Origin of the sequence: Cronobacter sp. EKM101R (assembly GCF_963888145.1) — a bacterium.
In the GTDB taxonomy this organism is placed as follows: Bacteria; Pseudomonadota; Gammaproteobacteria; order Enterobacterales; family Enterobacteriaceae; genus Cronobacter; species Cronobacter turicensis.
The window spans coordinates 176,637-188,793 of the sequence record NZ_CAWPHW010000062.1 but is presented as its reverse complement, the minus strand read 5'-3'; the positions used below and the strand labels follow the sequence as shown (position 1 = coordinate 188,793).

The 12,157-nt window shown below is 56.1% G+C and carries 12 protein-coding genes; 5 read left to right on the top strand and 7 right to left on the bottom strand.

Annotated features, from left to right (window positions below; genetic code table 11):
• Positions 1–323: 323 nt before the first annotated feature.
• The 5 genes from glnQ to rhtA form a co-directional block, all read right to left on the bottom strand.
• Positions 324–1,046 (bottom strand): glutamine ABC transporter ATP-binding protein GlnQ, encoded by a 723-nt coding sequence (gene glnQ, locus AACV31_RS21215; protein ID WP_075199545.1) that lies wholly within the window; start codon positions 1,044–1,046, stop codon positions 324–326.
• Complete coding sequence (glnP, locus tag AACV31_RS21210; RefSeq protein WP_007707081.1) at positions 1,043–1,702, bottom strand: glutamine ABC transporter permease GlnP; 660 nt, start codon at positions 1,700–1,702, stop codon at positions 1,043–1,045. Before glnP ends, glnQ begins: the two co-directional genes overlap by 4 nt.
• A gap of 86 nt (positions 1,703–1,788) precedes the next feature.
• Entirely contained in the window at positions 1,789–2,532 is a 744-nt protein-coding gene (gene glnH, locus AACV31_RS21205; protein WP_032804426.1) for a glutamine ABC transporter substrate-binding protein GlnH, read from the bottom strand.
• A 375-nt stretch (positions 2,533–2,907) separates the two neighbouring features.
• The gene (dps, locus tag AACV31_RS21200) at positions 2,908–3,411 is read right to left on the bottom strand and encodes a DNA starvation/stationary phase protection protein Dps (protein ID WP_007768605.1); all 504 of its coding nucleotides are present in this window, start codon (positions 3,409–3,411) and stop codon (positions 2,908–2,910) included.
• A gap of 317 nt (positions 3,412–3,728) precedes the next feature.
• On the bottom strand, positions 3,729–4,616 hold the full coding sequence (gene rhtA / locus AACV31_RS21195; RefSeq protein ID WP_165153437.1) for a threonine/homoserine exporter RhtA: 888 nt from the start codon (positions 4,614–4,616) through the stop codon (positions 3,729–3,731).
• 351 nt (positions 4,617–4,967) lie between these two features.
• On the opposite strand from rhtA, the gene ompX reads away from it, so the two are divergent.
• Positions 4,968–5,480, top strand: coding sequence for an outer membrane protein OmpX (gene ompX / locus AACV31_RS21190; RefSeq protein WP_007707096.1), 513 nt, complete (start codon positions 4,968–4,970; stop codon positions 5,478–5,480).
• Positions 5,481–5,548: 68 nt separating this feature from the next.
• On the opposite strand, the gene AACV31_RS21185 is transcribed toward ompX, so the two are convergent.
• Complete coding sequence (locus tag AACV31_RS21185) at positions 5,549–7,132, bottom strand: phosphoethanolamine transferase (RefSeq protein WP_165153439.1); 1,584 nt, start codon at positions 7,130–7,132, stop codon at positions 5,549–5,551.
• A 292-nt stretch (positions 7,133–7,424) separates the two neighbouring features.
• On the bottom strand, positions 7,425–7,559 hold the full coding sequence (gene mntS / locus AACV31_RS21180) for a manganase accumulation protein MntS (protein WP_165153441.1): 135 nt from the start codon (positions 7,557–7,559) through the stop codon (positions 7,425–7,427).
• 182 nt (positions 7,560–7,741) lie between these two features.
• On the opposite strand from mntS, the gene mntR reads away from it, so the two are divergent.
• The 4 genes from mntR (at position 7,742) to AACV31_RS21160 (ending at position 12,156) form a co-directional block, all read left to right on the top strand.
• Entirely contained in the window at positions 7,742–8,209 is a 468-nt protein-coding gene (gene mntR, locus AACV31_RS21175; protein WP_004388452.1) for a manganese-binding transcriptional regulator MntR, read from the top strand.
• A 2-nt stretch (positions 8,210–8,211) separates the two neighbouring features.
• Positions 8,212–9,330: an anion transporter gene (locus tag AACV31_RS21170; RefSeq protein WP_165153442.1), complete on the top strand. Its 1,119-nt coding sequence runs from the start codon at positions 8,212–8,214 to the stop codon at positions 9,328–9,330.
• Between the two features lie 100 nt (positions 9,331–9,430).
• The gene (locus AACV31_RS21165) at positions 9,431–10,588 is read left to right on the top strand and encodes an HlyD family secretion protein (protein WP_165153443.1); all 1,158 of its coding nucleotides are present in this window, start codon (positions 9,431–9,433) and stop codon (positions 10,586–10,588) included.
• Positions 10,585–12,156: a DHA2 family efflux MFS transporter permease subunit gene (locus AACV31_RS21160; protein WP_165153444.1), complete on the top strand. Its 1,572-nt coding sequence runs from the start codon at positions 10,585–10,587 to the stop codon at positions 12,154–12,156. Before AACV31_RS21165 ends, AACV31_RS21160 begins: the two co-directional genes overlap by 4 nt.
• Position 12,157 lies beyond the last annotated feature (1 nt).

Sequence of the window (12,157 nt, the reverse complement as noted above, 5' to 3'; positions counted from 1 at the left end):
ACAGACCAGTCAGCCTTGAGGGATCGTCGGGCGGGTAAGCGCAGCGCACCCGCCGGGTGATGAAGGTGGGTGCGCTTACGCTTACACACCCTACAACAGACCAGTCAGCCTTGAAGGATCGTAGGGCGGGTAAGCGCAGCGCACCCGCAGGGCGATGAAGGTGGGTGCGCTTATGCTTACCTTTATCACCCTACAACAGACCAGTCAGCCTTGAGGGATCGTAGGGTTGGCAAGCGCAGCGCACCCGCCTTAACGGCGGCATACCTGCCGCGACGCCCATAAAAAAACCCTCTCCGGGGAGAGGGTTCATGAAGGCGGAAACCTTACGACACGTGCTGCAGAAACTCCTGCAAGCGCGGGCTTGGCGGGTTCTTGATCAGATCCTGCGGATTCCCGTCTTCGGCGATGCGGCCTTTATCAATAAAGATCAGGCGCGACGCCACTTTCTCGGCAAAGCCGATTTCGTGGGTCACGATCACCATCGTCATGCCTTCTTCAGCTAGATCCTGCATGACTTTCAGCACTTCGTGGCGCAGCTCCGGGTCGAGCGCGGAGGTAGGCTCATCGAACAGCATCATTTTCGGTTTCACCGCCAGCGCGCGGGCAATTGCCACGCGCTGCTGCTGGCCGCCGGAGAGCTCGGACGGATAGTGGTGCGCGCGCTCGGCGAGCCCCACTTTCGCCAGCAGTGATTTCGCCAGCGTTTCTGCTTCTTCCTTGCTGGCGCCGCGCACGCGGGTCGGGCCGAACATCACGTTTTCCAGCGCCGTCAGGTGCGGGAACAGATAGAACTGCTGGAACACCATGCCAGCTTCCTGACGGATCAGGCGCTCGTCCACTTTCGGGTCGTTGACCTTCAGCCCGTCGACGATCAGATCGCCGCTGGTAATCTCTTCCAGCTTATTGATGCAGCGCAGCAGGGTGGATTTCCCGGAGCCGGACGGCCCGATAATCACCACGACTTCACCCTGCTTCACGTTCAGGTCAATGTTATGCAGCACCTGGGTCGGGCCAAAATGCTTGGAGACGTTTTTAAATTCGATCACAGGATTTTCATCCTTCTTTCAAGAATACGGAGCACGATGTTCAGAACCTGGGTGATTATCAGATAGATAACCCCGACGGCGGTCCAGATTTCCAGCGCGCGGAAGTTGCCGGCGATGATTTCCTGGCCGCTGCGCGTCAGCTCGGCGGCGCCGATGACGATGAACAGCGAGGTATCCTTGATACTGATGATTAGCTGGTTACCGAGCGCCGGCAGCATGCGACGCAGCGCCAGCGGCATGATCACGTGGCGAATCGTTTCACGGCGCGACAGGCCGAGCGCCAGCCCCGCTTCGCTAAAGCCTTTATGGATTGACAGCACCGACCCGCGGGTGATTTCCGCAATATACGCCCCTGAGTTGATCATGATAGTGATCACGGCGGCGGTGAAGGTGTCGATGCGGATATCCGGGAAGGCCATCGGCAGGGCGAAGTAGATATACATCACCTGAACGACAATCGGCGTTCCGCGGATGACTTCGATGAAAACAAGGGCGATGTGGTTTGAGATCCAGCCGCCGTAGCTACGGGCGAGGCCTGCCAGCAGACCGATGACGATACCGCCCGCCAGGCCGAGGATCGAAATCCACAGAGTCATTTTGGCGCCGTCCAGCAGAATGGGAATAGCGGGCCAGATGACGCTCCAGTCAAACTCCATAATGTGTTCCTGTTACTGTTACCGTGGTTCAAAAATAACAGGGGCGAAAGGTCGCCCCTGAGAAGGGTGAGACGCAATAAAAATAATTATTTAGGCTCAGTACCGAACCATTTTTTGTAGATTTCGTTGTAAGTGCCGTTCTCTTTCAGGTTTTTCAGCGCGCCGTTGACTTTGGTGCGCAGCTCGTCGCTGCCTTTCGGGAACGCGATGCCATACTGCTGGCCCGCCAGAGACTCGCCTACCGCTTTGAACTGGCCGTTGCCAGCGGTTTTGATGAAGTAGAGGATGTTTGGCGTGTCGTGCAGCACGGCGTCAGCACGGTTAGTGCCAAGCTCCATGTACGCGTTGTCGATGTTCGGGAACTGGCGCAGATCTTTGGTTTTGATGTTCGCCTTCGCGTAGTCCACGGAACCGGTGCCGCTCTTAACTGCCAACACTTTACCGTCGAGGTCTTTCACGCTTTTCACGTCGTTGTTATTTGCTTTCACCATCACCAGCAGGCCGCTTGTGTAGTAGCCGTCGGAGAAGTCGATCGCTTTTTTACGTTCATCCGTGATGGTGATGCCGGCCAGCGCCACATCGACGTTTTTGGTTTGCAGCGCAGGAATAATGCCGCTGAAATCCATCGGTTTTAAGGTGTAATCGAGCTTCAGCTCTTTAGCGATAGCGGCCCACAGGTCGACGTCGAAGCCGACATATTTATCGCCTTGTTTAAATTCGAAGGGAACAAACGCGGTGTCGGTTGCTACAACCAGCTTATCCGCCGCCTGAGAAGATACCGCAAAGGCCAGAGTCAGGGCTGCCAGGGAAACTTTAAAAACAGACTTCATAGCATTTCCTTTATTTATCCGCGGGGCGATCCCCGATAAGAACGTAGCGCTGCATGAAAAAATCATGCCAGTTTTACAACCCGCTGTTTTGAAAGGCAAGACAAAAGTCCGTTTGCACGATTTGCGCGCTTTTCTCGCTGCTTTGCACCACGATGGCGCACCAAAATAGTGCGTTGCGGCGGACAGTCGGGCCAGTCGCCTTTTTAGCCTGAAAAGCGGTGATAAAACAATCTTTCATTAACGATTGTGTGAGAGGATTATTACAAATAGATAACGTTTGCGGCGGGAGTCGGGCAGTTAATGCCCTCTTTTAGTGCAAAGCCCCCTCCGCGGGGGAGAGGGCCTGATAAGTAAAGCGTCTGAAGCGTGAGTGTTTTATTCGATGTTCGATTCGATAAACCACAGGAATTTATCCAGATCGCGGGACGCGGCGGTAAAGATATCCGCAGTGTCTTCGTCCTGTGCTTCGCTGATGGCTTTACGGACGTCATTCGCGACGATTGCGTAACGATCGGCCAGCTCTTTCAGGTGATCCTGAACGCTGTGGATGTCCAGCGGATAGCTTTTCAGCGGGGTTTTGCTGTTGATCACCTGCGTGGTGCCCAGCGCCACGCCGCCCAGCTGTACAGCACGTTCAGCAATGGTATCCATATGGCCGGTTAGTGCGGTACGGAAGCCGTCCAGCATTTCATGCACGCCAATGAAGTTCGCGCCGCGCATATTCCAGTGCGCCTGTTTGGTAATCAGCGACAAGTCAATGAAATTAACCACCTGGCGGTTCAGCAGCTCGATGGTGGCCTTTTTGTCGCTGTCTGCTACATCATTACGTGTGTAGAGCAGGTCGGAAGCCTTTGTTTTAACCAGTTTAGCGGTACCCATAATTTCATATCCTCTTGATGATTGTGTCCCAGGAAATTACGGAATTAAGTATAGCACTGTGTTTTGAGTTTGCAGGCGAGGCTGTACCTATCAGATAAATAGTGAGGGGGTGCTTGCTATAAATTTTTCTTTAAGAACAATGTGTTGGGTAATTTTGTAAGTATTTTTATAGTGGTAATAGCAGCAGGGGATTAAAAGCAAAGCGTGCGCGTTAATATTTTAAAAGAGAATGAGTCGCAACGCGGAAATATCTTAAAACTGTCACAAAAAGGATATTCCGACACAGCATAAACCGTGCCGGAAAATAGTTATTCTTTTTAATCAATGTCGAGGCTTTTTATCTGCGTTTCACGTCTGAGCGTCAGGGTCGAGCCGACCGAGGCGATAATTATCGACAGCAGCGCCAGCCATTGCACCAGCGTCAGCGTCTCGCCAAGAAAGATCATGCCGGTAAACGCCGCCAGCGCAGGCTCCATACTCATTAGCGTACCGAATGTACGCGTGGGCAGACGCGTCAGCGCGGTCATCTCCAGCGAGTAGGGCAGGGCCGTTGAAAGGATGGCGATCCCAAGCCCGACGGGCAGCACCGACCAGTGCCAGAGCGCTTCGCCTGCCGCCACCGCGCCAATGGGCACAAACACCACCGCCGCAATCAGCGACCCGATGGCGACGGTCGCCGGGCCATGCTCCGCGCCGGCCTTTTGCCCGGCAATAATGTAAATCGCCCAGCAAACGCCCGCGCCTAACGCGCAGGCGGCCCCGAGCGGATCGACGTGCGTCACGTCCTGGCCCAGCGGCAGCAAAAACCACAGACCAAGCACCGCCAGCGCGACCCAGAGAAAATCCACCGGACGGCGCGAGCCGAACAGCGCCACCGCCAGCGGGCCGGTAAACTCCAGCGCGACGGCGATACCCAGCGGGACGGTGCGGATCGACAGATAAAAAAGGTAATTCATGGCGCCCAGCGCCAGGCCATATACCAGCAGCGGCATCCGCTGACGGCGGGTAAAGCGCAGCCGCCAGGGTTTAAACACCACGGCCAGAATCAGCGTGCCGAGCGCCAGACGCAGCGCGGTGACGCCGGGCGCGCCCACCACCGGGAACAAGGATTTGGCAAGCGAAGCGCCGCTTTGAATCGACGCCATCGCAACGATGAGCACCACAACGGGCAGCCAGATGGGGGTTTTACGGGGTAACGTCGGCATCCTGCGCACCTGCAAAAGTTAAAGATAAGTAAACGCGATAGCTTACTGTATTTAACTGCATTGTGGTTGAGCAATCATTGATAAACGCGCCGGGATTAACCGTTATCATACTCGCGTTAGCGCAAAAAATGCGCAATCGCGTTTAGGAATAATCCGGATGCGGTATGACCTGGCCTGAGACGATAATGATTGCCGCCTGGTAAAATCCAGTGTTTTTAGCAGGATAGACGCGGGCGGAAACGTTCTGTTACAGGAAAGAGCGCATTAGACAACGCGAACAACAAAGAGTTTCCTGCTGGGTTTTGATATATTTAAATCTTAGGACTTACTTGAAGCACATTTGAGGTGGTTATGAAAAAAATTGCATGTCTTTCAGCACTGGCTTGTGTTCTGGCCGTTTCCGCAGGTTCTGCTGTTGCTGGCACCGCTACCGTTACCGGTGGCTACGCGCAGAGCGACGCGCAGGGCGTGATGAACAAAATGAACGGTTTCAACCTGAAATACCGTTATGAGTTCGACGACACCAACCCGCTGGGCGTGATCGGTTCCTTCACCTACACCGAAAAAGATCGCACTGAAGATGGCGTATATGGCAAAAACCAATACTACGGCATCACTGCTGGTCCGGCTTACCGTCTGAACGACTGGGCGAGCATCTACGGCGTAGTGGGTGTGGGTTACGATAAAGCACAGGCTACCAACGGCGTTGATAAAGCAGACACCAGCGACTACGGCTTCTCCTACGGCGCAGGCCTGCAGTTCAACCCGGTTCAGGACGTCGCTCTGGACTTCTCCTACGAGCAGAGCCGTGTGCGTAACACCGACATCGGCACCTGGATCGCAGGCGTAGGTTACCGCTTCTAATCACTTCGGTGATGAAAAAATCCGCCCACGGGCGGATTTTTTTTATCTGCACATCGCGTCAGGGTACGTTAACGAGCGCGCGCGTCAAACAGATCCGTGCCGAGGTGATCATAGCTCACCTTGTTGAGTTTAAAGTTAGTCACAAAGACCGGCCCCGCCTTTTGCCCGGAAATAAATTTATATTTCGGCGCTATCTCTTTCACTTTGATTCCCGTCCACTGCGCAAAAAAGCTCAGGAAATCATTGGCCGAGCGCCTTGCTTTGATAATCCGGTGCGCTTTATCGTCGCTTGAGAGCACCATAAACGGCACCTGAAAATTTTGCTGAAATTTATCGTCATGCGCCAGGTACTGCACCGCTTTGCCGCGTTCTTTAAAGGCAAGGCCGTGGTCAGAAAAATAGACCATCGAGAAACTCTGCCCGCTGTTTTGCAACTGCTGGTAAAGCTGGCTTAAGAGGTCGTCGGTCTGGCGAATGCTGTAGAGATAGCAGGAGGTCTCTTTCGACTGCACAAACTCCGCATATTTGCCCTGGGTACGGTCGCAGGCCTGCGGGTGCGAGCCCATCAGATGCAGCACGATAAGCTGCGGCTGCGGGCGCTGGGTCGCCAGCACCTGAGCCGTCATCTTCAGCAGCGCTTCATCGCGCGTGTTTTTATCCGCCTCGAAATCGCCGCTTTTTAAAAACTGCACTTCATCGGCGCGCTTCGCGATGCTGGCGATGGCGGTGTCATATTCGCCTATCTGTCCCTGATTCGAGAACCACCAGGTCTGGAACCCCGCGCGGTTGGCGAGCGTGACGAAATTATCCTGATACTGCGGTTTATTATCGACGACGCGGTTGAGCGTCAGCCCCAGGGATTTCTGCGTCGACCCGCTGGCGGCGATGTAATCGGTAAACAGATAACCGTTAACGCGGCTCGCAAACGGGCTGTTATCCCACTGGCCGCCAAACGCGCCTACCGCGTCGCGACGTACGCTCTCGCCGATGACCACCACATAGGTGTGATATTTCGGCGCGACCGCCAGCACGTTCCAGGAGTCTTTGATTTTAGAGAGCGCCTCCATGCGTTGCTGCTCTTCCAGCACTTCGTGGTTATTCACCACCACATCTTTAACGAAGCGAAACACCGGATAACCGCTGTCTTTCAGCGCGAACACGCCGCCATAAAGCTGGTTTTGCACCGGCGTGACGAAAAAACTCACCACGCTGACCGCAAGACAGAGGCTGTCAAACGGCTGCCAGCGGGAGGAGCCCTGCGGCGTGCGGCGCACCGCGATAATGCCGAGCGTAAAAATAAACAGCGACACCACATAGCTGTACCACGGGAAAATCGTCAGCAGCTCTGTCGACTCTTCCATATTGGTGGCGTGCATGGCCAGCAGCGTGTTGAAATTCGGCGCACCGTAGGTCTGCCCGAAAGGGAAATAGAGCCCGGCCACCAGAGAGCAGATGGCTAAAAGGCCTTTTTGCGCGCGCGGCGCGGTTTTCCACAGCAGCAGCAGGACGCAGCAAAACGCGACGGCGTACAGCAGGCTGAATTCATAACCCAGAGCGAAATTAATTAATAACGATTGCAGAAAATAGAAGCCAATCCACGGATCGAGAGCGATGCCGCGTGCAGCAAGAGTATTTTTTAGCGTTAGATTCATAGTACGGATTCAACGAAACGCCATGCGCAAACCCTGGCGTCAAAGGTATTCGCCCGCCAGAGTGCTGGACCAGAAGGGAGGGAGATCCGCATTCGGTATCGTCGTAAGAGCAGGGCTGCAAGAAGATAGAGCCGCACGGCAAGAATAGCAACGGGGTGAAACCAACTAGTTTGCGAGAAAGGCTGCAAATTTCGCCAAAAGAGGAGATTAAAGCCAACGTGAGGAGCGCCAGGGCTCAGGATAACGCAGAAAGATGAAGAAAAAATGGCAAACGCCGGGGGGAAGAGGCAACTTATTTTTGCCCGTTATCGTCCTGCTCCGGCTGGGGTTTCGGATTAAACATATCGCACAGCATATTCAGCAGCCGCAGCCGCACCTGAAAAGGGGAGTGAGTAAACACGGCCAGACACCTCACAAATTCGTTCATAAACACCTCCGCGTCTCACAGCCTGAAAACCTCTCGACTGTTCGCATTACATACAGATATAGCACAGGCTATGTTATATAGCTATGGCTAACGCGTTAATTTTTTGTACTGGCACAGCTGTGGTTTACAATGGCCCGCAAACAGCGTTAACCGTATCGCGCCACTGTAATGAGGAAGCATTAATGAGCCGTCGGGCAGGTAAGCAGAGCAGCATGAAAGTGACGCAGCTGGTCAATGTCGAGGAACATGTTGAGGGGTTTCGCCAGGTGCGTGAAGCCCACCGCCGCGAGCTTATCGACGATTACGTCGAGCTGATTTCCGATCTCATTCGGGAGGTGGGCGAAGCGCGACAGGTCGATATGGCGGCGCGTCTTGGCGTATCACAGCCGACCGTTGCGAAAATGCTTAAGCGTCTCGCGTCGGTGGGGCTGATTGAGCAGATCCCGTGGCGCGGCGTGTTTCTGACGCCGGAAGGCGAAACGCTGGCGCAGCAGAGCCGCGAGCGGCATCAGATCGTTGAAAATTTCCTGCTGGCGCTGGGCGTGAATCCGGATACCGCGCGCCGCGACGCCGAAGGGATGGAACACCATGTCAGCGAAGAGACGCTTGAGGTCTTTCGCCGTTTCAGTCAGCAAAACGGATTCGAATAATCATGTTACGTCGCCTCGCGCGTCCTTTTCTGCACGACAGGTTTTTCCAGCTTTTACTGATAACCGGCGCGATACTGTGCTTTTTTGTGCCTTTCGCGCCGCGGGAGTGGCCGCACGCGGTGGACTGGCGCACCATCATTACCCTTGCCGGGCTGATGATGTTGACCAAAGGCGTTGAGCTCAGCGGCTATTTTGACGTCCTGGGCCGCCGTCTGGTGCGGCGCTTTTCGACGGAACGCAGCCTGGCGCTCTTTCTGGTCTGCGCGGCCGCGCTCCTTTCCACCTTTTTAACCAACGACGTGGCGCTGTTTATCGTGGTGCCGCTGACGCTGACGCTGAAAAAACTGTGCGCCATCCCGGTTAATCGCCTCATTATTTTTGAAGCGCTGGCGGTGAATGCCGGTTCGCTGCTGACGCCCATCGGCAACCCGCAAAATATTCTGCTGTGGGGCCGCTCCGGCCTCGCGTTCGGGACGTTTATTCTGCATATGGCGCCGCTCGCGCTGGCGCTGATGCTAAGCCTGCTGCTGCTCTGCTGGTTTTGCTTCCCGGCGAAGGCGCTGCATTATCAGTCGCACGATAAACAGCACGACTGGCAGCCGCGTCTGGTCTGGAGCTGCCTTGCGTTCTATGTCGTGTTCTTAACCGCGCTGGAGCTGAATGTCGCGCTGTGGGGGCTGGCGCTGGTGGCGGCCGGGTTCCTGCTGGTGGCGCGCCGGGTGCTTATCAGCATTGACTGGAGCCTGCTGCTGGTCTTCGTGGCGATGTTTATCGATGTGCATCTGCTGACTAAGCTGCCTGCGCTAACCGCCAGCCTGCATCATGTTTCGCAGCTGCCACCTGTGGGGCTGTACGCGCTGGGCATCGGCCTGTCGCAATTTATCAGCAACGTGCCGTCCACCATTTTGCTGCTCAATTATGTGCCGCCGACGACGCTGCTCGCCTGGGCGGTCAATATCGGCGGGTTTGGGCTGCTGCCCGGCTCGCTGGCGAACCTGATTGCGCTGCGTATGGCGGCCGACCGCCGCATCTGGTGGCGCTTTCATCTCTACTCGCTGCCGCTGCTCGTCTGGTCGGCGCTGGTGGGTTATGCGCTGCTCTGGGGGCTCTTTCTCAGATAATGCTAATTTGTCAGTTTTTCCTAGCAAATGTATAGACTGCTCCTAAGTTTAGTAAACGGTATTTTGTGATGGTGTTAACTTACAGGACTGTTGCTGAACTATGGCGGAAAATCACAATAACAACGCTGACGAAGAGAAACGTCAGGACCCACAAGACGATAACAGCAAAAACGAGGATAACGGCAAGGGCAGCGGGAAAGGCGAGGGAGAAACCCGCAAACGCCCCGGCAAAAAGCCGCTGATTATCCTCGGCATTGTTGTCATCATTATGGGTATCGGGGCCATCATCTGGTGGTTTATGACCCGCAACCTTGAAACCACCGACGACGCCTTTATCGATGGCGACGCCGTGACCGTCGCCCCGAAAGTGGCGGGTTATGTCACTGAGCTGCGCGTCAAAGATAACCAGCGGGTGAAAAAAGGCGATCTGCTGGTCGTCATCGACCCGCGCGACGCCACCGCGCAGCGCGATCAGGCCCAGGCGCAGCTGTCGCTTGCCGAGTCGCAACTGCACCAGGCGCAGGCGCAACTGGCGCTCGCCAAAGTGCAGTATCCGGCCCAGCGTGATCAGGCCAAAGCGCAGGTGCTGCGCGCGCAGGCGGAGCTTGCCAACGCCCGCGCCGAATATCAGCGCCAGCGCGGCGTTGACCCTCGCGCCACCTCAAAACAAAACATTGACGCCGCCAGCGCGCAATTGCGCAGCGCCGAAGCGGGGCTTGCCAACGCGCAGGCGCAACTGGACGTCGCCGAACAGGTGCAACTGCAAATCCGTCAGCAGGAAACCAACGTGGAAGCCCGCCAGAGCCAGGTGGCGCAGGCCCGCGCGCAGCTGCAAACGGCCGAGCTGAATCTCTCTTATACCGAAGTGCGCGCGCCGTTCGATGGCTACGTCACTAAGCGTAACGTGCAGAACGGTACGCTGGTGCAGGCAGGCAGCGCGCTCTTTTCGATCGTATCGCCTGAGATCTGGGTGGTGGCGAACTTTAAAGAGTCGCAGCTTGAGCGGATGCGCCCTGGCGATAAAGTTGAAATCTCGGTGGACGCGTTTCCCGATCTCGAACTCCAGGGTCATGTTGAGAGCATTCAGCAGGGCAGCGGCTCCCGCTTCTCGGCGTTCCCGGCGGAAAACGCCACCGGCAACTTTGTGAAGATTGTCCAGCGCGTGCCGGTGAAAATCGTTATCGACAAAGGGCTTGAGCACTGGAATCAGCCGCTGCCGCTGGGGCTGTCCGTCGAGCCTGAGGTGACGGTGGAATGAGCGAGCAGGCCCACAGCGGCTGGCGCCCGGCCAGCAACCCCTGGTCCGTCGCGATAGTGGTGACGATCGCGGTGTTCATGGAGATCCTCGACACCACCATCGTCAACGTGGCGCTGCCCCACATCGCCGGGTCGCTGTCATCGAGCTATTCCGAATCCACGTGGGTCCTGACCTCGTATCTGGTGGCGAACGGCATCGTGCTGCCGCTGTCGGCGTTCTTCAGCCGACTGTTCGGGCGCAAACAGTTTTTCCTGATTTGCATCGTGATGTTTACCGTCTGCTCGTTCCTGTGCGGCATCGCCACCGAGCTCTGGCAAATTATTCTGTTTCGTATTTTGCAGGGCTTTTTCGGCGGCGGCCTCCAGCCGACCCAGCAGTCGGTGCTGCTGGATTACTTTAAGCCGGAAGATCGCGGCAAGGCGTTTGGGCTCTCCTCGATTGCGATTATCGTCGCCCCGGTGCTTGGCCCGACGCTCGGCGGCTGGATAACCGATAACTACTCCTGGCGCTGGGTCTTTTTTATCAATATTCCTGTCGGCATCGTCTGCGTGCTGGCGGTGTATCAGCTGCTGGAAGATCCGCCGTGGGAGAAAAAGTCCGAAGAGAAAATTCCGGTGGACTGGACGGGCATCGGGCTGATTGCGCTGGGTCTCGGTTGCCTTCAGGTGATGCTCGATCGCGGTGAAGACGAAGACTGGTTTGCGTCCGATTTTATCCGTACCTTCGCGGTGCTGACGCTCATCGGGATTGTCGGCGCGATTTACTGGCTCATCTATACCCGCCGTCCGGTGGTGGATCTGCACTGCGTGCGGGATAAAAACTTCGCCGTTTCCAGCGTGCTGATGGCGGGCATGGCATTGATCCTCTACGGCAGCTCGGTGGTTATCCCTCAGCTCGCGCAGCAGGATCTCGGTTATACCGCCACCTGGTCGGGGCTGATACTCTCGCCCGGCGCGGTGCTCATCGTCTTTACCATTCCGATTGTGCTGAAACTGATGCCGCTGGTGCAGACCCGCTGGATAATCGCGTTCGGCTTCCTGTGCCTTGGCGTGTCGTTTTTCTGGTCGCGCAATCTGGTGCCGAACGTCGATTTCGAAACGCTGGTGCTGATGCGCAGCGCGCAGTCTGTCGGGCTTGGCTTCTTATTTGTGCCGCTTACCACGATTGCGTTTATCACCATTCCGCAGCGGCTGAACGCCGATGCGGCGGCGCTGTTTACGATGTTCCGCAACGTTGCGGGCTCGATAGGGATTTCGCTCTCCACCGCCGCGATTACCGAGCGCGCGCAGGTGCAGAGCGCCCATCTGAGTACGCACATGACGCCCTTCGACGAACAGTTCCAGCAGGCGATACGCAGTGGCGCCGAGGCGGTGCGCAATTTCACCGCGCAGCTTGGCGACCCGACCAGCATCGCCACCGGGCAGCTTTATAAAACCATGATTGCCCAGTCGCGCATCCTCGCGTATGTCGACGTGTTCACGATGCTGAGCGTGGTGGCGATCCTGTTGATTCCGTTTTGTTTATTGCTTTCGCCCATTAAGAGCGAAGGCTCCGCAGGAGCACATTAAT

What these genes read in the sequence shown, in the direction of transcription:
- mntR (WP_004388452.1), top strand. Translation starts at nt 7,742, where the DNA reads ATGAGCCGTCGGGCAGGTAAGCAGAGCAGCATGAAAGTGACGCAGCTG.
- rhtA (WP_165153437.1), bottom strand. Translation starts at nt 4,616, where the DNA reads ATGCCGACGTTACCCCGTAAAACCCCCATCTGGCTGCCCGTTGTGGTG.
- AACV31_RS21185 (WP_165153439.1), bottom strand. Translation starts at nt 7,132, where the DNA reads ATGAATCTAACGCTAAAAAATACTCTTGCTGCACGCGGCATCGCTCTC.
- glnP (WP_007707081.1), bottom strand. Translation starts at nt 1,702, where the DNA reads ATGGAGTTTGACTGGAGCGTCATCTGGCCCGCTATTCCCATTCTGCTG.
- glnH (WP_032804426.1), bottom strand. Translation starts at nt 2,532, where the DNA reads ATGAAGTCTGTTTTTAAAGTTTCCCTGGCAGCCCTGACTCTGGCCTTT.
- AACV31_RS21170 (WP_165153442.1), top strand. Translation starts at nt 8,212, where the DNA reads ATGTTACGTCGCCTCGCGCGTCCTTTTCTGCACGACAGGTTTTTCCAG.
- dps (WP_007768605.1), bottom strand. Translation starts at nt 3,411, where the DNA reads ATGGGTACCGCTAAACTGGTTAAAACAAAGGCTTCCGACCTGCTCTAC.
- mntS (WP_165153441.1), bottom strand. Translation starts at nt 7,559, where the DNA reads ATGAACGAATTTGTGAGGTGTCTGGCCGTGTTTACTCACTCCCCTTTT.
- AACV31_RS21160 (WP_165153444.1), top strand. Translation starts at nt 10,585, where the DNA reads ATGAGCGAGCAGGCCCACAGCGGCTGGCGCCCGGCCAGCAACCCCTGG.
- AACV31_RS21165 (WP_165153443.1), top strand. Translation starts at nt 9,431, where the DNA reads ATGGCGGAAAATCACAATAACAACGCTGACGAAGAGAAACGTCAGGAC.
- ompX (WP_007707096.1), top strand. Translation starts at nt 4,968, where the DNA reads ATGAAAAAAATTGCATGTCTTTCAGCACTGGCTTGTGTTCTGGCCGTT.